The following is a 26,623-nucleotide window of genomic DNA, read 5'->3' as shown; positions in this document are numbered from 1 at the left end:
GAAATCTCCAAGATCATCGGCGTCATCGACGAGATCGCCTTCCAGACCAACCTTCTCGCCTTGAACGCGGGCGTCGAGGCGGCGCGCGCCGGCGAGGCGGGCAAGGGCTTCGCCGTCGTCGCGCAGGAGGTTCGCGCCCTCGCCCAGCGTTCGGCCGAGGCGGCGCGCGAGATCAAGGACCTCATCTCCAATTCCCATCATCATGTCGAGCAGGGCGTCGATCTGGTGACGGCCTCGGGCAAGAGCCTGGAGGAGATCGTCGCCCAGGTGGCATCGATGAGCCAGGAGGTGAAGGAGATCGCGCGCAGCGCCCGCGAGCAGGCCGTGACGCTGAAGGAGGTCTCCTCGGCCGCCGATCAGATGGACAAGGTGACGCAGCAGAACGCGGCGATGGTGGAGGAGACGACGGCGGCGGCACAGTCGCTGGCCAACGAGACCGACCACCTCGCCCAGCTGATCGCCCAGTTCAAGACGGCGGCCAAGTCCGGCCATGCGGCGCAGGCCGGGCGCACGGCCAGGCGCCAAAGCCCGGCTCCCGCGCCGCGCGCGGCCGCGCCTGCCCGTCCGGCCGCAGCCAGACCCGCTCCGCGTCCGGTGCCCGCGATGAAGGCGACCGGAACCGACGGCGCCCCGGCCAAGGCCGGCGGCGACGACGGATGGGAAGAGTTCTGACCAGAACGGACCAAACAAGACGAGGGGCGGCCGGCGATCATCGCCCGCCGCCCCTTCATTTTGTTCTCTTAAGCAACGGGCTGGAAAGGCTCTTCCCGCTCCTGTCCCGCATCAGCCGATGAACGGTTTCAACAAGGAGAGATCGGCCTCGGAAAGACGGTCGCTCGCCGTCTTCGCCTGATGCCAATAGGGATAGAGCAGAGGCTTCTGGCTGACCTGGTCGAGCTTGGCCCTCGCATCTTCCGGCAGCTTCAATTCGGCGGCCGCCAGATTGTCCTTGAGCTGAGCCTCGGTGCGCGCTCCGACGATCAGCGAGGCGACGCCCGGCCGGCCGAGGAGCCAGGCGAGCGCGACCTGCGCCGGCGTGGCATTGAGCCCGTTAGCGACCTCGAGCAGAACATCGACGATGTCATAGAGCTTCTCGACATCATGGATGGGTGGTTCCGTCCAGTCGCCGGCAAGGCGCGTACCCTCCGGCCAGGGCTGATTGCGGCGATACTTGCCGCTGAGGAGCCCGCCACCGAGCGGCGACCAGACGACGAGCGGCAGGTCCGCGTCGATCGCGACGGGGATCAGCTCGCTCTCGGCATCGCGCGCCTGGAGGGAATAATGGATCTGCTGAGCCGCCGGCCTCGGCAGGCCGAGCCGCTCCGAGGCGCCCAGCATCTTCATCGCGTGCCAGCCGGAGAAGTTGGAAACGCCGAAGGAGCCGATCTTGCCGGCGCGCTGGAGGGTATCGAGCGCCGACAGCATCTCCTCGACCGCCGTCTGGCCGTCCCACTCGTGCAGCCAGTAGAAATCGATGTGATCGGTCTTGAGCCGACGGAGGCTCGCCTCGCACGCCTTCATCAGATGATGACGCGAGAGGCCGGCGTCGTTCGCCCCCTCGCCCATGCGGAAGCGCGCCTTGGTGGCGATGAGCAGCTTGTCGCGCTTGCCGGCGATCGCCTCGCCGAGCACCTCCTCGGACTGGCCTGCGGAGTAGATATCGGCCGTGTCGAAGAAATTGATGCCGGCATCGAGACAGAGGTCGACCTGCCTCTTCGCGCCGGCGAGATCGGTGTTGCCGACATCCTTGAAGGCGCCGGAGCCGGCAAAGGTCATCGTGCCGAAAGTCAGGGTCGAGACCCTCAACCCCGTCCGGCCGAGCGTGCGGTATTCCATGAAGTTTTTCTCCTTCCCCTTGGTGTCGGCAGGACGACGGCGATAAGCCAACGCCCTCCTCCGGCCGCCGAGACCCCCACCAGGGAGGCGACGGGCTAGCCGCGCTGCCGAAAGCCGGGGAAGCAAATAGGGCGGATGGACAGCAAGGGGATGGGGCGAAGCGGAGAGGCGGCGCCGCCGCCATTCTCAGAGCTGGATCAGGCCTTCTTAACCCAGCGCCGATCCTCGGTCTGCTGCCAATAGGTCACGGTGTGGCCCGCGGCCTTTTCCGCAGTCCAGCGCAAGCGCGCGGCGGAGACCTGTTCCATGTCATGCCCATCGAACAGGTAGACGCCGCGCTCATAGCCGGAGAGCGAGGCGGGGACGGCGCCATCCACCATGAAGCGCACATGCGGCTGGTTCACCGCCTGATCGTCCGAGACGGTCAGGAGGATCGGCTGGAGCGCGCCGTTGCTCTCGGCGTCCGTCCCGTGGGGCAGGAAGGCATCGTCGCGAAAGGTCCACAGATGATGGTCCAGCGCGTCACGCCGCTCTTCGCTGGCCGTTTGGACGACGACGCGCCAACCGCGCGCCAGCGACCGCTCGAGGAGCTCTGGCAGAGCCTCCTCGAGCCGACTTTCCGTCAGGTGATAGAAAAGCACCTCCGCCATCGCGGGCGCTTCCCCCTTCCCAAGGGCCAGGGCCTATTTCTCTTCGTAGTTCGCCTCGACCAGATGGTTGAGCAGGCGAACACCGAAGCCCGAGGCCCAGGACTGGTTGTACTCGTTGGACGGCGCGCCCATGGCCGTGCCGGCGATGTCGAGATGGGCCCAGGGCACATCCTTGACGAAGCGCTTCAGGAACTGCGCCGCCGTGATGCTGCCGCCGGCCCGACCGTTGCCGATGTTCTTGATGTCGGCGAACTTGCCCTCGATGTGCTTGTCGTACTCGCGGCCCAGCGGCATCCGCCACACCTTCTCGCCCGTCTCCTTGCCAGCGGAAAAGAGCCGCTCGGCCAATTCGTCGTCGTTGGAGAAGAGCCCGGCGTGGTGATGGCCGAGGGCGACGATGATGGCGCCGGTGAGCGTCGCGAGGTCAACGACGAAGCGCGGCTTGAAGCGCTCCTGGCAGTACCAGAGCGCGTCGGCAAGGACGAGACGGCCCTCGGCGTCGGTGTTCAGGACCTCGATGGTCGTGCCCGACATGGCCTTGACGATATCGCCGGGGCGCTGCGCGGCGCCGTCGACCGAGTTCTCGACCAGGCCGACGATGCCGACGGCGTTGACCTTGGCATTGCGGCCCGCGAAGGTGCGCATCAGGCCGGTGACGGCGGCCGCGCCGCCCATGTCGCCCTTCATGTCCTCCATGGAGGCGGCGGGCTTGATGGAAACACCGCCGGTGTCGAAGCAGACGCCCTTGCCGACGAAGGCGACGGGCGCCTCGTTTGCGTCCGTCGCGCCGTTCCAGCGCATGATCGCCAGACGCGGCGGCCGGGGCGAGCCCTGGGAGACGCCGAGAAGCGCGTTCATGCCGAGGGACTTCATCTCCGTCTCGGTCAAAATCTCGACGTCGACGCCCAGCTGCTGAAGCTCGGAAATCCGCTCGACGAACTCGACTGGTCCCAGAGCGTTGGCCGGCTCGTTGACGAGGTCGCGAGCCAGCGCGACGCCCGCGGCGATCGCCTCGCGAACAGCAAGCGCGGGACGGGCCACATCCGGCTCGGCGACGGCGATCGTCACCTCGGCGGAAACGGCGTCGCCGTCTTCCTCGTCGGCCTTCTGAGCGGACTTGTAGCGCTTGAACTCATAGGTCCTGAGCAGAAGGCCCTGGGCGATGGCCGCCACGTCGGCGGCGGCGACGGGACCGCCTTCGGCGCGATCGGTCCAGATTACGGGCGCCTCGGCGCCCTTGATCTTGGCGGCGACGACACCGCCGAGCTTCAACCAATCCTCTTCACCGTAGGGCGCATCGCTCTTGGTGCCGACCACCACGACACGCTCGAACGGCACATCCGCCGGAGCGATCAGGTCGAGGGTCGAAAGGTTCTTGCCCTTGAACTTGCCGATGCGCGCGGCACGGCCGATGAGATCGGCCAGATGGGCCGGAAGCGAAGGGGCCACCGCCGCGCCCTCGCCCGCCAGGACGACTAAGACGCCCCGGGAGGGCAACTCGAGCGCGGTCATGCGCACGGTGGGTAGCACTGACATGAAATCTCCAACGTAAAAGGGAGGGAACGGACGGCCGGAAAGGCGGACGGGCGGTCCATGCCCGGAGGCGGCGACGAGGGCCGACCTTGATATGCATTATCATGCGTATGGCGGCGGGCCATTGCAAGGGTGCATCGCCGATGCCTCAGGAATTTGTTAACCGCGTTCTTTTGCCCTTCTTTAGCCAAGCTGTCCCAGTGTATGCAGCAGGAATTGGCTCTCGCCTGATCGGCGGAGCCGCTTGGTGTGCTTTGTGCAACACCAATGGTGAATTCGAGATGAGGATATTCGGGCGGATTGGGATCGATGGCGCTTTTCCTAGACAACGCCTTCCTTAAGGCCCGGCCATCAGCCGTCAGCGCGCGTTCTCCCGAACATGGTGAGCGAGGCGCCTCCTGTTGACGGCCTTCCTGACCCTTGGGCGCTATTTTTTCCAGCGGTATCTGACCAGCGTCATAGCCACGTTCGTGGCCTCGTCGTTCTTCATCTATCTGATCGATATGATCGAGCTGAGCCGCCGCAGCGTTTCCGACAACTTCAGCGCCGGAGAGCTCGCGCTCATCTCCGCCCTTCGGGTCCCGGCCTTCGTCCAGCAGGCGTTTCCCTTCATCATCCTGTTCTCCTCGGTGTTCACGCTGCTGTCGCTGAACCGCCGACTCGAACTGGTGATCGCCCGCGCCGCCGGCGTCTCGATCTGGCAGATTCTCGCCCCCTTCCTGGCCGGCTCCTTCCTCGTCGGCATCGCCGTGACGGGAGCCTATAACCCCCTTGCCGCCTGGGCGTTGAGAACCTCGGAGGCGATCCAGGCCGAGGCGACGGGACAGGGCCTCGCCACCGAACGGACCGACCGCATCCCCTGGTTTCGCCAAAGCGCGGAGGGGATCGTCTCGGTGATCGGGGCAAGCTCGGTGACACGGGGCGGGATCGAGCTCAACGGTGTCACCGCCTTCATTCTCGACGACAACGGCGTAGCGCGCGAGCGAATCGATGCGACCAAGGCGACGCTCGTCGACAATGCCTGGGTTCTCTCGGACGCGACGGTTGCCAAGGTCGGATACGCGCCGGAACGCCAGGACACGCTGCGCCTTCCGACGCGCCTGCGACCGGAATATGTCGAGCAGCAGCTCGCCGATCCGGAGACCATTCCGATCTGGGAGCTCTATTCCAAGATCGATGTGGCCCAGAATCTGGGCTACAACGTCAATGCCTTCTCCATGCAATACAATACCTTGATCGCGATGCCCGCGCTGTTCCTGGCGATGACGCTGGTGGCGGCAACGGTTTCGGTGAGGTTTGCGCGAATGGGGCAGTCTGCTAGGACGATCGTCAGCGGCATCATCGCCGGTTTCGCGCTTTACGTCGTGACGTTTCTGGCGAAGGCGCTCGGAAGCAACGCTGTGGTGCCGCCGGTCGTCGCAGCGTGGTTTCCGGCTGTTGCCGCCGGACTTTTTGGGATAACGATCCTGCTGCACCAGGAGGACGGTTAATGGCATCGAGAGGGACAGGAAGCTGGGAGGCGACGAGAGGGCTGCGCGTTACGGCGTGCGTTCTCGCGCTGGGTCTCGCCAGTACCTCTCTGACTCCCCGTTCGACGCTTGCGCAGGACGCGACGGATCTGGGCTCGGCGGTGTCGATCCCATCCGGCGCCAAGATGCTGCTCGAGGCGGACACCGTCACCTATGACACGGACGCCCAGACCGTCTCGGCCACGGGCGGCGTGCGCATCGACTATGGCGGCTACAAGCTCGTCGCCCGCCAGGTGACGTACAATCAGAAGACCAACCGTCTCATCGCCGATGGCGACGTCGAGCTTCAGCAGCCCGACGGCAACAAGGTCTATGCCGACCACGCGGACCTGACGGAGGATTTCACCGACGGCTTCGTCCAGGCGCTGCGAATCGAAACGCCGGCCAACACCCGTTTCGCCGCCGCCGAGGCGGTTCGCCGCAATGGCGATGAGACGACGTTCGAGCGCGGCCTCTATACCGCGTGCGAGCCGTGCCGGGAGCATCCTGAACGCGCCCCGCTCTGGCAGGTCAAGGCGCGGAAGATCGTCTGGGATCAGAAGGAAAAGGAAGTTCGCTACTACGGCGCTCATTTCGAGGTGTTCGGCGCCCCGATCGCCTACATGCCGTATTTCCAGAGCCCGGACCCGACGGTGAAGCGCAAGAGCGGCTTCCTGATGCCGCAGTTCCGCAGCTCCAGCAAGCTCGGCTATGGCGCCAGCGTCCCGTATTTCTGGGCCGTGTCCGACTCGAGTGATCTCACCGTCACCGGAACCTACTTTTCCAAGCAGGGCTTCCTTGGGGAGGCGGAGTGGCGCCAGGCGCTTTCCAACGGCTACTACACGTTTCAGGCTGCGGGCATTTCCCAGAGATCTCCGGACGAGTTCCTCGACAACACTCCCGACGACAGGGACGGCCGCTGGATGGTGGCGAGCCGGGGCGAGTTCGAGCTCAGCGATCGCTGGGTCTTCGGCTGGGACCTTCTGAAGCAGAGCGATCAGAACTTCTCCAGAACCTACAAGGTCAGCAACTACTCCGACGTCTATCATACCTCCGAGGTGTTCCTGACGGGCCTCGGCGATCGAAGCTATTTCGATCTTCGGGCACAGAAGTTCGATGTGCAGAGCACGACCGAGCTCGACAGCGACATCCAGCCGGAGGTCCTGCCTTCACTCGATTATGAGCGGATCGAGGACGACCCGATCCTGGGCGGCGAGGCAAAGGCGCGTTTCAACCTGACCCATCTGCGTCGCAACGACAGCTATCCCGCGGCATCGCTCATCTGCGAGCCGAGTTCTTTTTACAACGGCGCATGCTACGGCGGTGCCTACCGAGAGGACATTTATCGCCACACGGCGATGGAAGGTGACTATTCCCGCGCGTCCGGCGAACTATCCTGGCAAAAGACAGAGAACGTTCTCGGCGGCGTCCTCGTCACCCCCATGCTCTCTGTACGAGGCGATTTCTACAGCGCGAACATGGAGATCGACGATTTCTCGCCGACCTACCAATCCGGCTATTCGCTGGACGACTCCGGGGCCCGCTTCATGCCGACGGCGGCGTTGGAGGCGCGCTATCCCTATCTGATCGAGACCGCTCACAGCAGCCACGTCATCGAGCCGATCGGCCAGATCATCCTTCGCCCGGACGAGACGAATATCGGGCTTCTGCCCAACGAAGACTCGGAAGGTCTCGTATTCAATACCGGCAACCTGTTCCAGCTCGACAAGTTCGCCGGCTATGACCGCATCGAAGGCGGCACGCGCGCCAATCTCGGCATCCACTATCTCGGCACGCTCGACACGGGCTATACGCTCGACGCCATGTTCGGCCAATCCTATCACTTGGCCGGGCAGAACTCTTTCGCCCAGCGAGACCTCGCGCTCGTCGGCTACGATTCCGGGCTCGAGAGCGATGTTTCGGACTATGTCGCCTCCGCCGCCGTGAGCATGCCTATCGGTCTTTCCGTTGGCGTGCAGGGGCGTTTCGACAAGGACGACTTCGGGCTGGAGCGCACAGACGTCTCGGCGAACCTCAACCGGAGCCGGTTCAGCGTTGGCGTGACCTACTCCGACATTGCGCCGCAGCCGATCTATGGCTTCCCCGACGACCGCCAGCAGATCACGACGACGGGTAGAATCGCACTCGACGAGAATTGGTCCGCCTTCGGCGAGATGAGCTATGACATCGCCAATTCGACGCAGATCTCTCAGGCGTTTGGTCTTGGCTACGCGAACGAGTGCTTCAGTCTTCTGGCGACCTATCGCGAAACGGAGGACCGCTACGCCCAGGACGTCAACACGCGGACTCTGCTTTTCCAGGTGGGGCTCAGGACCATCGCGGATTTCGGCACCTCCTACGATCTTGGCACGGAGAAGTGACGACGCGCAGCCGCGAGAGCCGGGCGGCGCGCCTTGCGGCAGGGCGGACGGGGAAACCTCTGCCGCCAGCGCGAGCCGGCAAGCCTTGCGATGGGGCAGCCAAAGCGGCTTGACCGGTCGTTTTGAAACGATCGTGCGGGCAGACATGAGTGCCGCTCCGGGCTCTCGCCACCGTCACGCTATCTTGACATGGAAGATTTCACGCTTTCGACAAAGCTGCAGTATAGAGCGCGTTGTGGCATAAGAGTTCATCTTGCCGCATAGATCCGCAGCTCCAACCGACGATCGAGACCTGGGAGACCGCTCCACGATGAATATCCGCGCCCTTTCCGCCCGCATCCTCATGGCCGGCGCTCTGGCGGCGGCAGTGCCGATCGGTATCGCGGTTTCTCCGGCACAGGCCGCGTCGGAGGTAAAGGTGGTGGTCAACAAGATGCCGATCACCAGCTACGCGATCGCGCAGCGGGCGGCATTCGTGCGCCTGCGCCACATGAATGGCAATCCGACGACCGTCGCCGAGAACGAGCTCATCGACGAGGCCCTGAAGCGGCAGGAGATGCGCCGCCGCGGCATCCAGATCCCGGATGCCATGATCAATCAGGCCTATGCCAAATTCGCGTCCGACAACAAGCTCAGCGAAGCACAGCTTGGGCAAGTCCTTCGTCAGGCCGGCTTCTCCGCCGACGCCTTCAAGGAGTTCATCGGCATCCAGATCGGCTGGGGTGAGGTCGTGCGTCAGCATCTGCGGCAGGACCAGAAGGTGAGCGAGCAGGACGCCGTGCAGCGCATGCTCGCCGATGGCGGCAACAAGCCCTCGACGACGGAATATACCCTTCAGCAGGTGATCTTCGTCGTTCCGGAAAGCAAGAAGGGCGAGACCTCGCGCCGGATGCAGGAGGCGAACCAGCTGCGCTCGCGTTTCACCTCCTGTCGAGCGACCTACGACCTCGCCAAGGGGTTGAGGGACGTCACGGTGCGCGACCTCGGGCGCGTGACCCAGCCGGAACTGCCGCCCAACTGGAAGGACGCCATCATCTCGACGCCCGTCGGGCGGGCAACGGCGCCGAAGACGACGGAACGTGGTGTCGAGTTCATCGCCGTCTGCGACAGCCAGAAGATCTCCGACGACAAGGTCGCGGCGATGGTCTACCAGCAGCAGGACATGGAAGCGCTGGGCAAGCAGGCGCCCGGCGAGGACGTGCTGAAGACGCTTCGCGACAAGGCGCGGATCGTCCGCAAATGACGAGCGGCGCCATGGCTCCGCTCGCGGTTTCCATCGGAGAGCCGTCCGGCATTGGGCCGGACGTCGCGCTTCAGGCCTTTGCCGCGCGCCACGAGCTTGGGCTGCCGATTTTTTTCATGCTTGCCGATCCTGCCATGCTGTCGAGCCGGACCAAAAGCCTCGGCCTCGACATCGTGCTTTCGGAGATTGGACAGCCTGAAGGGGCCGGCGGCGTGTTCCCGACCGCCCTGCCCGTACTGCCTCTTTCGGCGCGCCACCGCGACGAGCCGGGACGGATCGCGCCCGAAAACGCGGCAGGAACGATCGAGGCCATAGAGCGAGGCGTCGATTTCGCCCTCACGGGAGCGGCGAGCGCTCTCGTGACGGCGCCGATTGACAAAAAGGCGCTCTATGACGCCGGCTTCCGCCATCCCGGCCATACCGAATTCATCGCCGAGCTCGCGGCACGCCGCACGGGCCATCCGTCGCGTCCGGTGATGCTTCTCACCGGGCCGGAGCTGTCCTGTGTTCCCGTGACCATCCATATTCCCATCGCGGACGTGCCGAGGGCGCTGTCGAAGGAGCTGATCGTCGAGACGGCGCGGATTACCGATGCCGACTATCGCGCCCGCCTCGGCGTCGAAAGGCCGCGGCTCGCCATTTCGGGCCTCAATCCCCACGCAGGCGAAAAGGGGGTGATCGGGCGAGAGGACGAGGAGATCATCCGCCCCGCGGTCGAAGCCCTACGCAGCGAAGGGATTGACGCGTTCGGGCCGCTTCCCGCCGACACGATGTTCCATCCCGAGGCGCGGGAACGCTACGACGTGGCGCTGTGCATGTACCACGATCAGGCTCTTATTCCGGCCAAGACGCTGGCCTTCGACCAGACGGTCAACTGCACCCTCGGCCTGCCGCTGATCCGCACCTCGCCCGACCACGGCACCGCATCGGACATTGCCGGCACCGGAAAAGCCCGGCCACAGAGCTTCGTCGCCGCGCTGAGGCTCGCAGCCCGGATGGCCGCCGGCGCTCCCGCTTCTCCTAGCGGCAGCTAATGAGCGTCATAGACGATCTGCCACCGCTTCGGGTGGTGATGACCGAGCATGGGCTCGATCCCCGGAAGGCGCTCGGCCAGAATTTCCTGCTCGACCTGAACCTCACCTCGAAGATCGCGCGCCAGGCGCTGCCCTTCGACGAGGCGACGGTCGTCGAGGTCGGCCCTGGCCCTGGCGGTCTCACCCGGGCACTGCTCGCGGCGGGCGCGCGTCACGTCATCGCCATCGAGAAGGACGCTCGCTGTCTGCCGGCGCTTGCCGAAGTCGCGGCCCACTATCCGGGCCGGCTGACGGTGCTGGAAGCCGACGCGCTGACCGTCGACCTGACAGGGCTTGGCGAGGGGCGGCCGTTGAAGGTCGTGGCCAATCTTCCTTACAATGTCGGGACGCAGCTTCTCTTGAACTGGGTGACGACGCCAAGCTGGCCGCCGGCATGGCTGGACCTGACGCTGATGTTCCAGCGCGAGGTGGCGGAGCGCATCGTCGCCACCCCCGGCTCATCCCACTATGGGCGCCTCGGCGTTCTCTGCGGTTGGCGAACCGAGGCGGACATTCTCTTCGATGTGCCGCCCCAGGCCTTCACGCCGCCGCCGAAGGTGACGTCGTCGGTCGTGCAGATCCGGCCGCGCGCCAAGCCGCTGCCGGTCGCGCTCGAAAAGCTGGAGCGCGTCACCGCCGCCGCCTTCGGCCAGCGCCGCAAGATGTTGCGCCAGAGCCTCAAGGGGCTTGGGGGCGAAGCGTTGCTTCAGAAAGCGGACATAGAGCCGACGCGGCGCGCCGAGACCCTGTCGGTCGCCGAATTCTGCCGCCTCGCCGAACTCATCTGAGCGCACACGTCCAAAGCAGTGGCTCAGGCGCTCGCCCGCTCGTCTCAGACGTCCTCGGAGAGAAGCTGCGCGGTGAAGTCGGCAAGGCCGGGCCGGCGCACCCGCCTGAGCCGCTCGGCCGCAACGATCGCCCGGATCGCCGTGAAGGCGCTGTCGAGATCCTCGTTGACCACGACATAGTCGTAGTCGGGCCAGCGCTCGATCTCGGTCTTCGAGTTCTTGAGGCGCTTGGCGATCGTATCGGTCGAATCTTCTGCGCGGCGGAGCAGCCTTTGCTTCAGCTCGGCCATGGTCGGCGGCAGAATGAAGACGGAGACGATGTCGTCCTTCGCCTTTTCCTGAAGCTGGTGAGCGCCCTGCCAATCGATGTCGAACAGCATGTCGCGCCCTTGGCGCATGGCCTCCTCGGCCGGCTCGCGGGGCGTGCCGTAAAGGTTACCGTGGACCTCCGCCCATTCGAGCAGCGCATCGTCCTTGCGCAGCCGATCGAACTCGGCCGGCGAGATGAAGTGATAGTGGACGCCGTCGATTTCGCTGCCGCGCCGCTTGCGCGTCGTCACGCTCACCGACAGCGAGAACTGCGAGTCGGATTCGAGCAGCGTGCGCGCGATCGTCGACTTGCCCGCGCCCGAGGGCGAGGAGATCACCAGCATGATGCCCCGGCGGGCGATGGAGCGCATGGGCATTTCTTCGGAAGTCTTCATTCGATGTTCTGCACCTGCTCGCGGAACTGATCGACGATCACCTTGAGCTCGAGCCCGATGGTGGTCAGCGACGCCGCATTGGATTTGGAGCAGATTGTATTCGATTCGCGATTGAATTCCTGCGACAGAAAGTCGAGCCTGCGGCCGATCGGTCCGCCCTGATCGAGAAGTGCCCGCGCCGCCTCGACATGGGCCGCAAGACGGTCGATCTCCTCGCGCACGTCAGCCTTGGCGGCAAGCACGGCCGCTTCCTGATGCAGCCGGCCCGCCTCCAACCGCTCGTCCGACCCGAGCAGCATCTCGACCTGCGCCTGAAGGCGCCGGCGGATCGCTTCCGGACTGCGCGATGTATCCGCCTCCGCCGCCGCCACCAGCGACTCGATGGCGTCGAGCCGCTGAAGCAGCACCTGCTTCAAAGCCTCGCCCTCTGCCAACCGTGCCGCGACAAGGCGGTCAAGCGCGGCACCAAAGCCTTTCAGCACGGCGCGTTGCCGTGCTTCCTGGACACTCTGGTCGACCGGGTTCTCGGCGACGTCGATCACACCCTTGATCGACAGCAGGCCATCGGCGCTTGGAAGGGTGGCATTGCCTTCCTTCACCAGCCTCGACGAAAGCTCGACAAGCTGGGCCAGCATATCCTGATTGATGAAAAACGCCGGTTGCTCGCCGTCTCGGCGAAGCTGGAGCGAGACTTGAACGTTGCCTCGCTTCAATCTGTCGGCCGCGACGCGGCGCATCTCCAGCTCAACCGCCTCGAACCCCTGAGGAAGGCGGGTCTTCAGCTCCAGGCCCTTGCCGTTGACCGAGCGAATCTCCCAGACGAAGCCGAAATCGCCGTTCTGTTCCTCAAACCGGGCAAAGCCCGTCATGCTGGCGACCGACATCTCTCACCCTTCCGATCGTGCTTTCCGCGTCACTGGCCGGACGCCTCGTCCGCTGGCTCCGCGCCCTGCTGCCGCAGGATTTCCCGATAGTGGCGGACATTGGCGTTGTGCTCTTCGAGCGTCGCGGAAAAGACGTGCCCGCCCGTGCCGTCCGCCACGAAATAGAGGTCGCTGGTCTTTGCCGGATGCGCCACAGCCTCCAGCGCGGCGCGGCCCGGATTGGCGATCGGCCCCGGCGGCAAGCCGCCGTTGACGTAGGTGTTGTAGGGGTTGTCGTCCTTGAGGTGCGATTGCCGGATCGGCTCGTCGGACGGCTTTCCCGCGCCGCCCCAGATGCCATAGATCACCGTCGGATCGGACTGGAGCCGCATCTTCTTTCTAAGACGATTGACGAAGACCGCCGCAACCTTCGGACGCTCGCCGTCGACCCCCGTTTCGCGCTCGACGATGGACGCCAGCGTCACGAACTCGTTGATGTCCTTGACCGGAAGGTCGGGGTCGCGCTCCTCCCAGACCTCCTTGACCAAACGCTCCTGGGCCTTGGCCATGGTGTCGATGAGTTCCCCACGGCTCATGCCTCTCGTGAACCGGTAGGTTTCGGGCCGCAGTGAGCCCTCGGGCGCGAGAGGTGGAAGGTCACCGGACAGCGTCGGCTCGGCCTTCACCAGATCGTAGACCTGCTGCACCGTTCGGCCCTCGGGCACGGTGAGGCTGTGGAGGATGGATTTTCCGCTCTTCAGCTTCTCCATCACCTCGCGCATCGATTCGCCGGGTGCGAAGGCATACTCGCCGGCCTTGAGCTGGCCACCCGCACCCGAAAGCCGGGTCCCGAGCTGGAACACCCGCGCGTCGCGAATGATGCCGGCCTCCTCGAGCCCCTCGGCGATCGTCGTCACCCCGGAGTTGCGCGCGATGAGATAGGTGGTCTCTTGCCTGAGAGGGCCCCGTCCCTCGAACATGGCGTAGAAGCCGGCGGCCCCGAGCGCCGCCACCAGGCCGACGGTGAGCAGGAAGCTCAGAAAGATGATGAGGCCGTTGTTGCGCAGATAGCGCGAGCGGCGCTTGGGCCGCGGAGGCTTCGCGCGCCGCCCCTTCCGGGAAGGAGGCTGCGTCTCCGCCTCGGCCGGCTCTTGTCTCACGCTGTTGTCGTCCGTCACCACGCTACCCTTGAGGCTATTCTTCGATCCCTCGAAGCACCATTCGAATGTGGCGAAAGACGGAAGACGATGGGAGGGCCGTCACCGGCCCGCCCATCAGTCCGCGAATCGACGCAGCACCAAGGAAGCGTTGGTGCCGCCGAACCCGAACGAGTTCGAAAGGACGACGTCGATCTTTCGCTCCCGCTTCTTGTGCGGCACGAGGTCGATCTTCGTGTCAACCGACGGATTGTCGAGATTGAGCGTCGGCGGCGCCACATTGTCGCGGATGGCGAGCGCACTGAAGATCGCTTCGACCGCACCGGCGGCGCCAAGGAGATGCCCCGTCGCCGACTTGGTGGACGACATCGATACGGTTTCCACCGCGTCGCCCAGCACACGCTCCACCGCTTTCAGCTCGATTTCGTCGCCCATCGGCGTCGAGGTGCCATGCGCGTTGACGTAGTCGAGATCCTTCGCGGAAATCCCCGCCCGCTTCAGAGCAGCCGAAACGCAGCGAAACGCGCCGTCGCCATCCTCGGCCGGGGCCGTGATGTGATAGGCGTCGCCCGAAAGGCCATAGCCGATCACCTCGGCGTAGATCTTGGCGCCACGAGCGCGTGCATGCTCCAGTTCCTCGAGCACGACCACGCCGGCGCCCTCGCCCATGACAAAGCCGTCGCGATCCTTGTCGTAGGGCCGCGAAGCCCGCTCCGGATCATCGTTGAAGTGCGTCGAGAGCGCCTTGCACGCGGCAAAACCCGCCACCGAAAGACGACAGACGGGCGATTCCGCGCCGCCGGCCACCATCACCTCGGCGTCGCCCAGCGCGATCAGCCGAGAGGCGTCGCCGATGGCATGGGCCCCCGTCGAGCAGGCCGTGACCACCGAGTGGTTCGGCCCCCTCAACTTGTTTCGGATCGAGACATGGCCCGAAGCGAGGTTGATCAGGCTGCCGGGGATGAAGAACGGGCTGACGCGCCTTGGCCCCTTCTCGGCGAGAATGAGCGACGTCTTCTCGATGCCCTGCAGGCCCCCGATTCCCGAGCCGATGAGAACGCCGGTAGCGATCTGATCCTCGTAGGACTCGGGATGCCAGCTCGCATCGTCGAGCGCCTCGGAGGCAGCAGCCACGGCGTAGACGATGAAATCGTCGACCTTGCGCTGCTCCTTCGGCTCCATCCAAAGATCGGGATTATAGGTGCCGTCGCTACCGTCACCGCGGGGGATCTGGCAGGCGACACGGCAGGCGAGATCGTCGGCCTGGAAGTTTTCTATGCGTCGAGCGGCGCTTCGCCCCGCCAAAAGACGCTGCCATGAAACATCGACGCCGACCCCCAGAGGGCTGACCATGCCGACGCCGGTGATGACCACTCGTCTCATAAATGTCTCTTGTGCAGAGGCAGTCAGCGCTGCCGGAGCATCAGGACTGATTCTTCTCGATGAAGGAAACAGCGTCCCCAACGGTCAGGATCGTCTCCGCGGCGTCGTCGGGAATCTCGACCCCGAACTCTTCCTCGAACGCCATCACGAGTTCGACCGTGTCGAGGCTGTCGGCGCCCAGGTCATCGATGAAGCTGGCATTGTCGGTGACCTTCTCGGGTTCGACGCCGAGATGCTCCACGACGATCTTCTTAACCCGTTCAGCGGTATCGCTCATTGTCAGTCCTCTGTTTGTTGCTAGCCCTCGTTATCCGCGAGGACGCGTGGAATCAAGCTATTCGACCCAAGGCGGATCGTTCCGCCCTGGTAAATTCGGCACCCGCGCATAACACGGCACATCGTGCCGGCCAAGCGAGAGGGCAGCGCAACCCCAGGCGCAAGGCGCCTGGAGAGCTCTCAGATCATCGCCATGCCGCCGTTGACGTGAATCGTCTGGCCGGTGATGTAGGATGCCTCGGCGGATGCCAGAAACACCGCCGTCGCTCCGACCTCGGCCACTTCGCCCATGCGCCGCATGGGAATCATGCCCATGATCGATTCGCGCTGCTTATCGTTCAGCTTGTTGGTCATCGCGCTGGAGATGAAGCCCGGCGCGATGCAGTTCACCGTGACGTTGCGCGACGCGATTTCCTGGGCGAGCGACTTGGTGAAGCCGATCATGCCGGCCTTGGCGGCGCAGTAGTTGGCCTGGCCGGGATTTCCGATGACGCCGACCACCGAGGAGATCGAGATGATGCGCCCGAAGCGGCGGCGCATCATCGGCTGGGTGAGCTCGCGCGTCAGCCGGAAGGCGGCCGTGAGATCGACCTCGATCACCTTGTCCCAGTCGCCGTCGGTCATGCGCACGAACAGGCCATCCTTGGTGATGCCCGCGTTGTTGACCAGGATGTCGACGCCATCGAGCGTCTTGTCCGCGGTTTCGGCGAGCGCCGTCTGCTCCTCACGCGACGAAAGGTCGGCGGGGAAAACGTGAACACGCTCGCCGAGTTCGCCTGCCAGCGCCTCGAGCTTCTCGCGGCGCGTGCCGTGAAGGCCGACCGTCGCTCCCGCCTGATGAAGCGACCTGGCGATCGCCTCGCCAATGCCGCCGGATGCGCCGGTGACAAGAGCCTTGCGGCCGGAAAGATCAAACATCGGTCTCAATCCTCATAAAGACACCCGCCGCGCCAAAGCGCCCGACAAAGGGCTGATCGAGCGGCAAGGATGCCGAATTCAGTTCAACAGCGACAGGGCCGCCTGAATATCCGCCGGCGCACCGACCGGCTGCGCCTTGAGGCGCTTGTCGATCCGTTTGGCCAGCCCGGAAAGCACCTTGCCGCTGCCCAGCTCGAACAGCGTGTCCACACCCTGGCCGGCCAAGTATTCCATGCTTTCGCGCCAGCGGACCTGCCCGGTCACCTGCTCGACGAGGCGCGTCCTGATCTCATTGGGATCAGTGATGGCGGCCGCGACGACGTTGGCCACCACCGGCACCCGAGGCGCCCTGATCTCCGCCCCGGCGAGGGCTTCCGCCATGCGCTCGGCGGCCGGCTGCATCAGGCGGCAATGGAAGGGCGCGGAAACGGGAAGCGGGATCGCCCGCTTCGCCCCGCGTTCGCCGGCGAGTGCGATGGCGCGCTCGACAGCCGCCTTGTCTCCCGAAATCACGATCTGCCCGCCGCCATTGTCATTGGCAAGCTGGCAGACTTCGCCCTCCGCCGACGCCTCGCAAAGAGCGACCACCGCATCGTGGTCGAGGCCGAGCACCGCCGCCATCGCGCCCTTGCCGGCGGGTACCGCCTTCTGCATCGCCTCGCCGCGAATTCGCAGCAGCTTTGCCGTCTCGGCCACGGAAAGCGCGCCCACGGCGGCGAGCGCCGAGTATTCGCCAAGCGAGTGCCCGGCGACATAAGCCGCCTTATCCACGGAGAAGCCTTCCGCCTCAGCCGCCCGCAGAGCCGCCAGCGACACCGCCATCAGAGCCGGCTGAGCATTGGCGGTGAGCGTCAACCTGTCTTCCGGGCCAGCCCAAATGAGATCGGACAGCTTCTCGCCAAGGGCCTCGTCGACCTCCTCGAAGACCTGTCGCGCCGCCGGGTAGGCCTCGGCGAGCTCACGCCCCATGCCGACGGACTGGCTGCCCTGGCCGGGAAAGATCAATGCGAGTGCCATCGGAACGCTTTCGTCGTCGTTAACATTGTCGCGATTGCCGCTGCTGGCGCGGGAAATGACCACCGATGGTCGCCCTGTCAAGGCGCAAGCATGGAGAGAAGCTTTGTTTGCCGCCCACAGCCGCCTTGAATGGCGTGGAGAAATCGGTTAAGCGAGCCCCTGTTTGTGCCCGGGTCTCAGCCGGTGGCTGAACGGAAGGCGGCCGGTTCCACCCGGCTGAAGGCGTGGCACAACACGCCAGCTTCCCGTGTCTCCGCTCTCGACCCCTCGATAACGCGCCTTTCCGCTCTCGCCCTCGGGTGATCGCAATGGAAGTCGCAGAGGCTTAGCGCTGTGGTCGGGCATTGCGAAGAGTAGAAACGGAAAGGCAATCTCATGGCTCTTTACGAGCACGTGTTCCTTGCCCGACAGGACATCAGCAGCCAGCAGGTCGATCAGCTCGTCGAACAGTATCGCGGCGTGATCGAGGAAAATGGCGGCTCCGTCGGCAAGGTGGAGAACTGGGGTCTCAAGACCCTCACCTACCGCATCAATAAGAATCGTAAGGCGCATTATACGCTGATGAACATCAGCGCGCCGGCGGCTGCCGTGCAGGAGATGGAGCGCCAGATGCGCTTCAACGAAGACATCCTGCGCTACATGACGATCCGCGTCGAAGAGCACGAGGACGGCCCCTCGGCGATGATGCAGAAGCGTGACGACCGCCCGCGCCGTGGCGGCCGCGACGATCGCCCGCGCCGTGACGACGACCGCCCGCGCCGCGACGATGACCGTCCGCGCCGCGATGATGATCGGCCGCGCCGCAGCCGCGACCACGATTCGGAGTAAGACTCATGGTCGATATTGCACAGCTTCCGACTCGCCGTCCCTTCCATCGCCGCCGCAAGGCCGATCCGTTCTCCGGCGGCGAATCGCCGAAGATCGACTACAAGGACGTCCGCCTTCTCCAGCGCTACATCTCCGAGCGCGGCAAGATCGTGCCGTCGCGCATCACGGCGGTGTCGCAGAAGAACCAGCGTGAGCTCGCCCGTGCCATCAAGCGCGCGCGCTTCCTCGGCCTTCTGCCCTACGTCCTGAAGTAGGACTCATGTGATCACAGAGAGTGGCGCCCGCGCCGCTCTCTTTCCCCGGGCGGTCGGGCCGCGTCGGGAAAACGAAAAGCCCGAGTTGGAGCCGGTCACGCCATGACCCGCCCCTAACTGCCAGAACGAGCAGGACAGCGCATTGATGAAGCCCTCCGCGATCCTCGTCGGCCTTGCCGCCGGTGCTGCCAGCGCCCTGCTCTTCGCCGGGCTGGTCTTGCAGTCGTGGACGGCCGTCAGCCTCTCCCTCGCCGCACCTATCCCGATCTATCTCGCCAGCCTCGGCTGGGGATCTCGCGCCGGCTTCGTCGCCGCGGCGGCTTCGGCCATCGTGCTGGCGCTTTTTACCGGCTCGCCCTACAGCGGCATGATCCTCTTCGCCTCGATGACGCTTCCCGCGGCCATGGTCGGCTATCTCGCCGGCCTCGCGCGTCCAGCGCCCGCATCGGCGACGGATGAGGCTGGCGGCATCAACGCGGCGCCGCCTCGGCTCGACTGGTATCCGCTCGGCCGCGTTCTCGTCGGCATCGCGGTTTCGGCGGCGCTCGGCTGCCTCGTCGTCGGCTGGCTCGCGGGCTACGATGCCGAGGACATGGCCGAGGTCGTCAGCCGCACCTTGACCAGCCATGAAAGCGGCTCGATGGAGGCGGCGAGCGAGGAGCAGATCCGCGAGTTCTCGCGCCTTGTCGTCGGCATGGTCCCGTTCCTGCAGCCCGCCGTTCTGGTCGTCGTTCAAGCCTGCTGCCTCTATATCTCCGGCTGGATCGTGCGCCGGTCCGGGCGCCTGACCCGGCCGCGCGACGACGTGCCATCGTCGGTGAAGCTGCCGGCCTGGACGCTGGCGGCGCTGGCGTTCGCGGTTGCCGCGAGCTTCGCGCCCGCCCCTGTCGGGCTGCTCTTCGCCGTTCCGGCGGGGGCCTTCCTCGCGGCCTTCACGCTGGCGGGCCTCGCCGCCCTCCACCGCCTGACGCGTGGGCGCGCCGGGCGGGGGCTGCTGCTGTTCAGCAGCTACGCCGCGATTTTGTTCCTCACCTTTCCGATCGCGATCTTCACCGTGCTCGGCATCGTTGAAACCGTGAAAGCGGCCAAGTCCGCCTCATCCTCCTGACATCTCTCCCGAAAGGACACTCCGATGGAAGTCATTCTTCTCGAACGCATTGCCAGACTCGGCCAGATGGGCGACACCGTGAAGGTGCGCGATGGCTATGCCCGCAACTATCTTCTGCCGAGCGGGCGTGCCCTGCGCGCCAACGACGCCAACCGCGCGCGCTTTGAAGCTGAAAAGACCCAGCTCATCGCCCGCAACAACGAGCGGCGCAGCGAGGCGGCCGTCGTCGCCGACGAGCTCAAGGGCAAGTCCTTCACCGTCGTGCGCTCGGCCGGCGAAACCGGCCAGCTCTACGGCTCCGTTTCGACGCGCGACATCTCCGACATCCTGAAGGAGGCCGGCTTCCAGGTGGGCCGCAACCAGGTCGAGCTCAACAGCCCGATCAAGACCATCGGCCTTCACGAGGTCGCCATCGCGCTCCACGCGGAGGTCGAGGTGACGATCACGCTCAACGTCGCGCGTTCCGCCGACGAGGCCGAGCGTCAGTCGCGTGGCGAGGACCTGACCTCTGCCGAAGCCATCTATGGCATCGAGGAAGAAGAGGCCATGGACGAGGAAGACGAGGAGGAGGTCTCCGAGGACGCCGCCGCCGAGGAAACCGAAGCTTCGGCTTGATAAGCTTCCCAAACGATCTAAAACTGGGCTGTCGTCAGCCCCGAGGCCCCGGAGCTCGGCTCCGGGGCCTTTTCTTTGGAAAGGTAGGGGCTAAAGTAATATTCATTGGAAACCAATTTATCAAAAACGCCTGATGGAACATCGACGTCTTCTAGTTTTGGAGTAGCGGTGGATGAATAGGCTCCTAACCTTTTATCTGGATCACATCGTCAAGAAGGGAGCGCTTACCCTTACGAGCGCCACCGGCGAGAGCAGGACCTGGGGAGACGGGTCGGGGACCCCGGTTCATGCTCGCTTCAATCACAAAGCGGTCGAGCGCAAGGTGGTCATGAACCCGGCGCTGCACCTCGGCGAATGCTACATGAACGGCGAGATCGAATTTCTGAAGGGGTCGATTTTCGACCTTCTCAAGGTCGTGTTCGAAAACGCCGGCAACAATGCCACCGCCGAACCCTGGATGCGCGCGATCGAGCGCATGCGCCTGCTCTTCCGACGCGTGATCCAGAACAATACGCCCCGGCGCGCGCGAAAAAACGTGCAGCATCACTACGATCTTTCCGGGGTCATGTACTCCCTCTTCCTCGACGAGGACCGGCAGTACTCCTGCGCCTATTTCGAGAAGCCGGGCGCCAGCCTGGAAGAGGCGCAACTCGCCAAGAAGCGGCACATCGCCGCCAAGCTGCTGTTCGAGCAGCCTGGTCTGAAGACGCTGGACATCGGCTGCGGCTGGGGCGGGCTCGCCCTCTATCTCGCCCGTTTCTGCGGAGCGGACGTGACCGGCGTCACGCTGTCCGACGAGCAGTTCCGCGTCGCGAACCGGCGCGCGGCCGAGGCCGGCCTCGGCGAACACGCGCGCTTCAAGATCGAGGATTACCGCGCGATCACGAGCCCGTTCGATCGTATCGTCTCCGTCGGCATGTTCGAGCATGTCGGCCGCGACTTCTACGACGAGTATTTCGGCCAAGTGGCGCGCCTTTTGAAGGAAGACGGCGTCGCCGTCGTCCATTCCATCGGCCAATTCGATCCGCCGTCGAACACCAATGCGTTCATCGCCAAGTATATTTTCCCCGGCGGCTACATTCCCGCCCTGTCGGAGGTTCTGCCGGCCATCGAGCGCGCGGGGCTCATGGTCACCGATCTCGAGATCCTGCGCCTGCACTACGCCGAGACGCTTCTGGAATGGCGCAAGCGGTTCCTGGCTCATTGGGACGAGGCCAAGGCGATCTATGACGAGCGCTTCTGCCGAATGTGGGAGTTCTATCTCGCCGCGTCCGAAAGCGCCTTCCGCTGGCAGGGGCTGATGGTCTTCCAGGTGCAGCTCGCCAAGCGGGTCGACACGGTGCCACTGACACGCGGCTACATGATGAAGGCGGAGGACGATCTGCGGGCGGTCGATTCGGGGGTGCGCGAGCCGGAGATCAGGATCTGCCACGCGGCCGAGTAGGCTGAGGCATCCACCGAGGCGACAGGTGGCGCCGTTATCCCCGCTGTTAACAGCGGCGCCTGTGACTTCCGGTGGATGACTTCGGGTCGGAGCACGGCTGCCACATTGGGCATCCTGGATGTCGCCATCGTGGCTTGATCGCGTTCGCCCGTCCTATATGACGGTCCCGTTCATCGACGAGGAGACGAGCCGTCATGGCGGATGCGGCGCGCAAAATGGAAGAGGAGGCCACGCTTTATCGCGAGGCCCCCAACAATATCGAAGCGGAGCAGGCGCTCCTCGGCGCCATCCTCGTCAACAACGACGCCTATTACGTCGTTCATGATTTTCTGAAGCCGGATCACTTTTTCGAGCCGCTTCATCGGGAAATCTTCGCCAAGACGAGCGAGATGATCCGGATGGGCAAGATCGCCAATCCGGTGACGATGAAGACGTTCCTGCCGGCGGCCGACCGCGTCGGCGACTTGACCGTCGCGCAATACCTTGCCCGCCTCGCGGCCGAGGCAACGACCATCATCAATGCCGGCGACTATGGTCGGGCGATCTATGATCTGGCGCTCCGCCGCTCGCTGATCCGCATCGGCGAGGACATGGTCAACATCGCCTACGACGCGCCGCTGGACATGGAGCCCAAGTCGCAAATCGAGGATGCGGAGCGGCGGCTGTTCGAGCTGGCGGAAACCGGCCGCTACGATGGCGGCTTCCAGTCCTTCACCGACGCGCTGACCCTCGCCGTCCAGATGGCCACGGCGGCCAAGGACAGGGACGGCGGACTGTCGGGCGTATCCACGGGCATCAATGCCATGGACGCGCGCATGGGCGGGTTGCAGTCGTCGGACCTGATTATCCTCGCCGGCCGCCCCGCCATGGGCAAAACCTCGCTGGCCACCAACATCGCCTTCAACATCGCCAGCGCCTATGAGCCGGCGCAGCAGGCGGACGGCAGCTTCACGGCGAAAAACGGCGGCGTCGTCGGCTTCTTCAGCCTCGAAATGTCGGCCGAACAGCTCGCCACCCGTATCATCTCAGAGCAGACGGAAATCTCTTCCTCCAAGATTCGTCGCGGCGAGATCAACGATTCGGAGCTGGTGAAGCTCATCGCGTGTTCCGAGACGATGCAGAAGATTCCGCTCTACATCGACCAGACCGGCGGCATCTCCATCGCCCAGCTCGCCGCGCGTGCCCGTCGCCTCAAGCGTCAGCGCGGACTCGATGTCATGGTGATCGACTACGTGCAGCTGATGCAGGGTTCGTCCAAGGCCTCGGCGCAGAACCGCGTGCAGGAAATTACTGAGATTACCACCGGCCTCAAGGCTCTTGCCAAGGAGCTGAACGTGCCGATCATCGCGCTCTCCCAGCTTTCGCGACAGGTGGAAGCGCGCGAGGACAAGCGCCCGCAGCTCTCGGACCTTCGCGAATCAGGCTCGATCGAGCAGGACGCCGACGTCGTGCTCTTCGTCTATCGCGAGGAGTATTATCTCCAGAGCCGCGAGCCGAAGTTCGGCACCGACGAACACCTGAAGTGGGAAGCGGAGATGAACGAGGCGCGCGGCAAGGCCGAGGTGATCATCGCCAAGCAGCGCCACGGCCCCACCGGCTCGGCAAAGCTGGCGTTCCAGGCGGAGTACACGCGGTTCACCGATCTTGCCGAGGAAGCCTATCTGCCGGAGCGCTTTGAATGAGGACCGATCAGGTCTAGCTTCGGCGCTTCGAGCCCCAAGTCCGAATTTCGAATCGAAGCCCTCAATGTCCGAGACAGTCCTCTCCGCCGCGGCCGCCGACCGCTCCCGCATGCCTTTCGTCGCCATTGATAGCGATGCGCTGAAGGCCAACTGGCGGCTGCTCGCTTCTCGCGCGCCCGGCGCGCGCACCGGCGCCGCCGTCAAGGCGAATGGCTACGGGCTGGGCGCGGTTCCCGTGGCGAAGGCTCTCTTCGAGGAAGGTTGCCGAGACTTCTTCGTCGCCTGGGCGAGCGAGGGCGCTGCGCTGCGCCAGGAGATCGGCCCCGATGGGCGCATCTTCGTTCTGCAGGGGCTCGATCGCCCTGCCGCCCGGCTTTGCCGCGAGGTTAAGCTCTTCCCGATCCTCGCCAATCCAGACGACGTGGCGCTGTGGGTCGAGAGCGAAACCGGCGCCCCCTCGCCCGCCGGGCTGCAGCTCGAAACCGGCATGAACCGCCTCGGCGTCGAGGAGGCGGATGCGCGGCGCATTGCGGGGCTGACGGCGGACGGCCGCCTGCGCCTCGTCCTCGTCATGAGCCACCTCGCGTCGGCGGACGTGCCGGGCTCACGCCAGAGCCGCGATCAGCTTACGCGCTTCGCCGAGCTATCCGCGCTCTTTCCCGGCGTTGAGCGCTCTCTCGCCAATTCGGCCGGCGTCTTCCTGGGCTCCGATTTCCACTTCAATGTCACGCGTCCGGGCATCGCACTTTACGGGGGCGAAGCGGGCATGGCCGATCAAGGCGCGATCCGCACGGTTGCAACCCTGACCGCCCACGTGCTCCAGGTCCGCACCGCGAAGACGGGAGAGGCCGCCGGCTATGGCGCCGCCGCCGAGCTTTCCCGCAACACCCGCATTGCCACGGTCGGGCTTGGCTATGCCGATGGCTTTCACCGCGCCGCGTCGGGCGCCGGCACGGCCATCCGTCAGCTCGCGGAAGGTCCTTCCGTCTTCGTCGCCGGCCGCCGCGCGCCGATTCTCGGACGCATCTCCATGGATTTGACGCTGATCGACGTCACCGGCCTTCCCGAAGGAGCGGTAAAGCCCGGAGACCCGGTGGAGTTCTTCGGGCAGAACATCTCGATCGATGCCGTTGCCCGCTCGGCCGGCACCATTTCCTACGAGTTGCTGACCGGGCTCGGCACCCGTGTCACGCGCGTCTGGCGCTGAGGGGGATCGGTTTGGCGCGCGGAAAGACCTCCTTCATCTGCCAAAACTGCGGCTCCGTCTATGCCCGATGGCAGGGCCGGTGCGATGCCTGCGGCGAGTGGAACACCATCGTCGAGGAAAGCAGCACCGGTGGTATCGGCGGTGGCCCGCAGCGCACCAAGCGAAAGGGCAAGCCCGCGGCGCTCCTGCCCCTGGCGGGCGAGAGCGAGGAGGCGCCCCGCATCGTCACGGGAATCGATGAGTTCGACAGGGCGACTGGCGGCGGCATCGTGCGCGGCTCGGCGCTGCTCGTCGGCGGCGATCCCGGCATCGGAAAGTCGACGCTGCTGATGCAGGTCTCGGCCGCGCTCGCCCGCCGCAAGCAGTCGGTGATCTACGTCTCGGGCGAAGAGGCGGTGGCGCAGGTCCGGCTGCGGGCGCAGCGCCTCGGCGCGGGCGACACCGGCGTGATGCTGATGGCGGAAACCAATGTCGAGGACATTCTAGCGACGCTGGACACAGGCCGTCGGCCGGACCTTCTCGTCGTCGATTCGATCCAGACGCTCTGGACCGACATGGCCGAATCGGCGCCCGGCACCGTCACCCAGGTCCGCAGCTCCGTTCAGGCGGTCATCCGCTATGCCAAGGCGAGTGGTGCTGCCGTCATCCTCGTGGGCCACGTCACCAAGGAAGGCCAGATCGCCGGCCCGCGCGTGGTCGAGCACATGGTCGACGGCGTCCTCTATTTCGAGGGCGAGGCAGGCCACCACTTCCGCATCCTGCGCACGGTGAAGAACCGCTTCGGTCCGACCGACGAGATCGGCGTTTTCGAGATGTCGGACATCGGGCTGCGCGAGGTGCAGAACCCTTCCGAGCTTTTCCTGGGCGAGCGCAATTCGAGCGCGCCGGGCGCGGCCGTTTTCGCGGGCATCGAGGGCACGCGCCCTGTCCTGGTCGAGATCCAGGCGCTGGTCGCCCCGACGTCTCTCGGCACCCCCCGGCGCGCGGTCGTCGGATGGGATTCGGCGCGCTTGGCCATGGTGCTTGCCGTGCTCGAGGCTCATTGCGGCATCCGACTCGGGCAGCATGACGTCTATTTGAACGTGGCCGGCGGGTTTCGAATCGTTGAACCGGCCGCCGATCTCGCGGTCGCGGCGGCGCTCGTCTCCTCGCTCAGCGGACTTGCCCTTCCGAGCGACAGCGTCTATTTCGGCGAGATCAGCCTCTCGGGGGGCATTCGTGCCGTCGCACACGGAGGTCAGCGTCTCAAGGAAGCGGCAAAACTTGGCTTCCGGCGCGCTGTCCTTCCAGCTGCCGGCCTCGATTTGCCGAAGGATATGGACGTTGCCGCCCAGGCGGTCGAAGCCCTGCCGGCACTGGTGGCGAGCATCGCGGGCAGTGCCGCGTGAAGCTCTTGATTTTCGGCGGCCGTGCGAGTGTAACCGTGCGGTGAAGCAACGTCAGACGAGGTTTCTCGGCGAATGACCGTCACTTTGCTCGATGCGATCCTCATCGCGATCATGTTGGTCTCGGGCCTTCTCGCGATGGTGCGCGGTTTCTCGCGCGAGGTGCTGTCGGTGGTCTCGTGGCTGGCGGCCGCGGCTGCGGCCTTCGTCTTCTACGAGCCCGTGACGCCCTTCGTCGCGCGCTATATCAGCAACGGCACGGTGGCGATGGCCGTCGCGGCGCTCTCGGTCTTCCTGATCACGCTGATCATCGTCTCTTTCATCACGCTGCGGATCGCCGACTTCATCATCGACAGCCGCATCGGCGCGCTCGACCGGGCGCTCGGCTTTCTCTTCGGCGCGGCGCGGGGACTTCTCCTCGTCGTCGTCGCCATGCTGTTCTTTAATTGGCTGGTTCCGGAAAACCAGCCGACCTGGATCGCAAACGCGCAGTCCAAGCCCATGCTCGACGACCTCGGCCAGCAACTGGTGGCCGCGCTTCCGGAAAACCCGGAAAAGGCGATTCTCGGCCATATCCGTGGCGGCGAAGAAGGCGAGCCGAGCACGGTGGAAGGCGCCATCGAAAACGGAGCGGCGATCGACGCCGCGCCGGGCAATGCGCCCGACAGCGAGCCCGACAACTCGGCCGAACCGCCGTCCGATTGACCACTTGGCGGAACGGCCGAGCACTTGCTGATGACGTAAACCGGGCGGGCCCCGGGCATCAGGTG

Annotated in this window: 25 protein-coding genes; 15 read left to right on the top strand and 10 right to left on the bottom strand. The window is 65.1% G+C overall.

Going from position 1 to position 26,623, the window contains the following annotated elements; genetic code table 11:
* Positions 1-672 (top strand): methyl-accepting chemotaxis protein (locus B5D38_RS15750; protein WP_245319272.1); only part of this gene is annotated, 672 nt, incomplete at its 5' end.
* Positions 673-783: 111 nt separating this feature from the next.
* Here B5D38_RS15750 and B5D38_RS15745 read toward each other — a convergent pair.
* The 3 genes from B5D38_RS15745 to B5D38_RS15735 form a co-directional block, all read right to left on the bottom strand.
* Positions 784-1,836 carry an aldo/keto reductase gene (locus B5D38_RS15745; RefSeq protein ID WP_078709389.1) on the bottom strand — a complete coding sequence of 351 codons (1,053 nt, stop codon included), beginning with the start codon at positions 1,834-1,836 and terminating at the stop codon, positions 784-786.
* 197 nt (positions 1,837-2,033) lie between these two features.
* Entirely contained in the window at positions 2,034-2,486 is a 453-nt protein-coding gene (locus B5D38_RS15740; protein WP_078709388.1) for a DNA polymerase III subunit chi, read from the bottom strand.
* Between the two features lie 33 nt (positions 2,487-2,519).
* Positions 2,520-4,022: a leucyl aminopeptidase gene (locus B5D38_RS15735; RefSeq protein WP_078709387.1), complete on the bottom strand. Its 1,503-nt coding sequence runs from the start codon at positions 4,020-4,022 to the stop codon at positions 2,520-2,522.
* A gap of 398 nt (positions 4,023-4,420) precedes the next feature.
* Here B5D38_RS15735 and lptG point away from each other — a divergent pair, with 398 nt between their 5' ends.
* From lptG to rsmA, 5 genes are all read left to right on the top strand, one after another.
* Positions 4,421-5,509: an LPS export ABC transporter permease LptG gene (gene lptG / locus B5D38_RS15730; protein WP_078709386.1), complete on the top strand. Its 1,089-nt coding sequence runs from the start codon at positions 4,421-4,423 to the stop codon at positions 5,507-5,509.
* Positions 5,509-7,908: an LPS-assembly protein LptD gene (locus B5D38_RS15725; protein WP_078709385.1), complete on the top strand. Its 2,400-nt coding sequence runs from the start codon at positions 5,509-5,511 to the stop codon at positions 7,906-7,908. Before lptG ends, B5D38_RS15725 begins: the two co-directional genes overlap by 1 nt.
* 310 nt (positions 7,909-8,218) lie before the next feature.
* Positions 8,219-9,151 (top strand): peptidylprolyl isomerase, encoded by a 933-nt coding sequence (locus B5D38_RS15720; protein WP_078709384.1) that lies wholly within the window; start codon positions 8,219-8,221, stop codon positions 9,149-9,151.
* Between the two features lie 11 nt (positions 9,152-9,162).
* A complete protein-coding gene (gene pdxA / locus B5D38_RS15715) occupies positions 9,163-10,185 on the top strand; it encodes a 4-hydroxythreonine-4-phosphate dehydrogenase PdxA (protein WP_342587363.1) in 1,023 nt (340 codons plus the stop codon).
* Positions 10,185-11,012, top strand: coding sequence for a 16S rRNA (adenine(1518)-N(6)/adenine(1519)-N(6))-dimethyltransferase RsmA (gene rsmA, locus B5D38_RS15710; protein WP_078709382.1), 828 nt, complete (start codon positions 10,185-10,187; stop codon positions 11,010-11,012). The genes pdxA and rsmA overlap by 1 nt, the downstream gene beginning before the upstream one ends.
* Positions 11,013-11,056: 44 nt before the next feature.
* On the opposite strand, the gene gmk is transcribed toward rsmA, so the two are convergent.
* The 7 genes from gmk to fabD all read right to left on the bottom strand — a co-directional run bounded on the left by gmk (position 11,057) and on the right by fabD (position 17,330).
* A complete protein-coding gene (gmk, locus tag B5D38_RS15705; protein WP_078709381.1) occupies positions 11,057-11,716 on the bottom strand; it encodes a guanylate kinase in 660 nt (219 codons plus the stop codon).
* Complete coding sequence (locus B5D38_RS15700; RefSeq protein ID WP_078709380.1) at positions 11,713-12,600, bottom strand: YicC/YloC family endoribonuclease; 888 nt, start codon at positions 12,598-12,600, stop codon at positions 11,713-11,715. The genes gmk and B5D38_RS15700 overlap by 4 nt, the downstream gene beginning before the upstream one ends.
* A 29-nt stretch (positions 12,601-12,629) precedes the next feature.
* Positions 12,630-13,739, bottom strand: a complete 1,110-nt coding sequence (mltG, locus tag B5D38_RS15695; RefSeq protein WP_245319270.1) for an endolytic transglycosylase MltG — start codon at positions 13,737-13,739, stop codon at positions 12,630-12,632.
* Between the two features lie 114 nt (positions 13,740-13,853).
* Complete coding sequence (gene fabF, locus B5D38_RS15690; protein ID WP_078709379.1) at positions 13,854-15,119, bottom strand: beta-ketoacyl-ACP synthase II; 1,266 nt, start codon at positions 15,117-15,119, stop codon at positions 13,854-13,856.
* Between the two features lie 40 nt (positions 15,120-15,159).
* Positions 15,160-15,396, bottom strand: a complete 237-nt coding sequence (locus tag B5D38_RS15685; protein WP_078709378.1) for an acyl carrier protein — start codon at positions 15,394-15,396, stop codon at positions 15,160-15,162.
* A 179-nt stretch (positions 15,397-15,575) separates the two neighbouring features.
* Positions 15,576-16,313, bottom strand: a complete 738-nt coding sequence (fabG, locus tag B5D38_RS15680; protein ID WP_078709377.1) for a 3-oxoacyl-[acyl-carrier-protein] reductase — start codon at positions 16,311-16,313, stop codon at positions 15,576-15,578.
* Between the two features lie 78 nt (positions 16,314-16,391).
* Complete coding sequence (gene fabD, locus B5D38_RS15675) at positions 16,392-17,330, bottom strand: ACP S-malonyltransferase (protein ID WP_078709398.1); 939 nt, start codon at positions 17,328-17,330, stop codon at positions 16,392-16,394.
* 375 nt (positions 17,331-17,705) lie between these two features.
* Here fabD and rpsF point away from each other — a divergent pair, with 375 nt between their 5' ends.
* From rpsF to B5D38_RS15630, 9 genes are all read left to right on the top strand, one after another.
* The gene (rpsF, locus tag B5D38_RS15670) at positions 17,706-18,158 is read left to right on the top strand and encodes a 30S ribosomal protein S6 (RefSeq protein WP_078709376.1); all 453 of its coding nucleotides are present in this window, start codon (positions 17,706-17,708) and stop codon (positions 18,156-18,158) included.
* Between the two features lie 5 nt (positions 18,159-18,163).
* On the top strand, positions 18,164-18,412 hold the full coding sequence (rpsR, locus tag B5D38_RS15665; RefSeq protein ID WP_078709375.1) for a 30S ribosomal protein S18: 249 nt from the start codon (positions 18,164-18,166) through the stop codon (positions 18,410-18,412).
* Between the two features lie 145 nt (positions 18,413-18,557).
* Complete coding sequence (locus B5D38_RS15660) at positions 18,558-19,520, top strand: DUF2232 domain-containing protein (protein ID WP_078709374.1); 963 nt, start codon at positions 18,558-18,560, stop codon at positions 19,518-19,520.
* A gap of 24 nt (positions 19,521-19,544) precedes the next feature.
* Complete coding sequence (gene rplI / locus B5D38_RS15655; RefSeq protein ID WP_078709373.1) at positions 19,545-20,135, top strand: 50S ribosomal protein L9; 591 nt, start codon at positions 19,545-19,547, stop codon at positions 20,133-20,135.
* A gap of 172 nt (positions 20,136-20,307) precedes the next feature.
* A complete protein-coding gene (locus B5D38_RS15650; RefSeq protein ID WP_078709372.1) occupies positions 20,308-21,579 on the top strand; it encodes a cyclopropane fatty acid synthase in 1,272 nt (423 codons plus the stop codon).
* 194 nt (positions 21,580-21,773) lie between these two features.
* Positions 21,774-23,261 carry a replicative DNA helicase gene (locus B5D38_RS15645; RefSeq protein ID WP_078709371.1) on the top strand — a complete coding sequence of 496 codons (1,488 nt, stop codon included), beginning with the start codon at positions 21,774-21,776 and terminating at the stop codon, positions 23,259-23,261.
* Between the two features lie 64 nt (positions 23,262-23,325).
* The gene (alr, locus tag B5D38_RS15640; RefSeq protein WP_078709370.1) at positions 23,326-24,468 is read left to right on the top strand and encodes an alanine racemase; all 1,143 of its coding nucleotides are present in this window, start codon (positions 23,326-23,328) and stop codon (positions 24,466-24,468) included.
* A gap of 11 nt (positions 24,469-24,479) precedes the next feature.
* The gene (gene radA, locus B5D38_RS15635) at positions 24,480-25,856 is read left to right on the top strand and encodes a DNA repair protein RadA (RefSeq protein ID WP_078709369.1); all 1,377 of its coding nucleotides are present in this window, start codon (positions 24,480-24,482) and stop codon (positions 25,854-25,856) included.
* 72 nt (positions 25,857-25,928) lie between these two features.
* Complete coding sequence (locus B5D38_RS15630; RefSeq protein ID WP_078709368.1) at positions 25,929-26,558, top strand: CvpA family protein; 630 nt, start codon at positions 25,929-25,931, stop codon at positions 26,556-26,558.
* Positions 26,559-26,623: the final 65 nt, after the last annotated feature.

The organism is Consotaella salsifontis (assembly GCF_900167365.1).
In the GTDB taxonomy this organism is placed as follows: domain Bacteria; phylum Pseudomonadota; class Alphaproteobacteria; order Rhizobiales; family Rhizobiaceae; genus Consotaella; species Consotaella salsifontis.
This window is presented reverse-complemented; position numbering and strand designations above follow the sequence as displayed.

What these genes read in the sequence shown, in the direction of transcription:
- B5D38_RS15745 (WP_078709389.1), bottom strand. Translation starts at nt 1,836, where the DNA reads ATGGAATACCGCACGCTCGGCCGGACGGGGTTGAGGGTCTCGACCCTG.
- B5D38_RS15740 (WP_078709388.1), bottom strand. Translation starts at nt 2,486, where the DNA reads ATGGCGGAGGTGCTTTTCTATCACCTGACGGAAAGTCGGCTCGAGGAG.
- B5D38_RS15735 (WP_078709387.1), bottom strand. Translation starts at nt 4,022, where the DNA reads ATGTCAGTGCTACCCACCGTGCGCATGACCGCGCTCGAGTTGCCCTCC.
- B5D38_RS15725 (WP_078709385.1), top strand. Translation starts at nt 5,509, where the DNA reads ATGGCATCGAGAGGGACAGGAAGCTGGGAGGCGACGAGAGGGCTGCGC.
- B5D38_RS15720 (WP_078709384.1), top strand. Translation starts at nt 8,219, where the DNA reads ATGAATATCCGCGCCCTTTCCGCCCGCATCCTCATGGCCGGCGCTCTG.
- pdxA (WP_342587363.1), top strand. Translation starts at nt 9,163, where the DNA reads ATGGCTCCGCTCGCGGTTTCCATCGGAGAGCCGTCCGGCATTGGGCCG.
- rsmA (WP_078709382.1), top strand. Translation starts at nt 10,185, where the DNA reads ATGAGCGTCATAGACGATCTGCCACCGCTTCGGGTGGTGATGACCGAG.
- gmk (WP_078709381.1), bottom strand. Translation starts at nt 11,716, where the DNA reads ATGAAGACTTCCGAAGAAATGCCCATGCGCTCCATCGCCCGCCGGGGC.
- B5D38_RS15700 (WP_078709380.1), bottom strand. Translation starts at nt 12,600, where the DNA reads ATGTCGGTCGCCAGCATGACGGGCTTTGCCCGGTTTGAGGAACAGAAC.
- fabF (WP_078709379.1), bottom strand. Translation starts at nt 15,119, where the DNA reads ATGAGACGAGTGGTCATCACCGGCGTCGGCATGGTCAGCCCTCTGGGG.
- B5D38_RS15685 (WP_078709378.1), bottom strand. Translation starts at nt 15,396, where the DNA reads ATGAGCGATACCGCTGAACGGGTTAAGAAGATCGTCGTGGAGCATCTC.
- fabG (WP_078709377.1), bottom strand. Translation starts at nt 16,313, where the DNA reads ATGTTTGATCTTTCCGGCCGCAAGGCTCTTGTCACCGGCGCATCCGGC.
- fabD (WP_078709398.1), bottom strand. Translation starts at nt 17,330, where the DNA reads ATGGCACTCGCATTGATCTTTCCCGGCCAGGGCAGCCAGTCCGTCGGC.
- rpsF (WP_078709376.1), top strand. Translation starts at nt 17,706, where the DNA reads ATGGCTCTTTACGAGCACGTGTTCCTTGCCCGACAGGACATCAGCAGC.
- rpsR (WP_078709375.1), top strand. Translation starts at nt 18,164, where the DNA reads ATGGTCGATATTGCACAGCTTCCGACTCGCCGTCCCTTCCATCGCCGC.
- B5D38_RS15660 (WP_078709374.1), top strand. Translation starts at nt 18,558, where the DNA reads ATGAAGCCCTCCGCGATCCTCGTCGGCCTTGCCGCCGGTGCTGCCAGC.
- rplI (WP_078709373.1), top strand. Translation starts at nt 19,545, where the DNA reads ATGGAAGTCATTCTTCTCGAACGCATTGCCAGACTCGGCCAGATGGGC.
- B5D38_RS15650 (WP_078709372.1), top strand. Translation starts at nt 20,308, where the DNA reads ATGAATAGGCTCCTAACCTTTTATCTGGATCACATCGTCAAGAAGGGA.
- B5D38_RS15645 (WP_078709371.1), top strand. Translation starts at nt 21,774, where the DNA reads ATGGCGGATGCGGCGCGCAAAATGGAAGAGGAGGCCACGCTTTATCGC.
- alr (WP_078709370.1), top strand. Translation starts at nt 23,326, where the DNA reads ATGTCCGAGACAGTCCTCTCCGCCGCGGCCGCCGACCGCTCCCGCATG.
- B5D38_RS15630 (WP_078709368.1), top strand. Translation starts at nt 25,929, where the DNA reads ATGACCGTCACTTTGCTCGATGCGATCCTCATCGCGATCATGTTGGTC.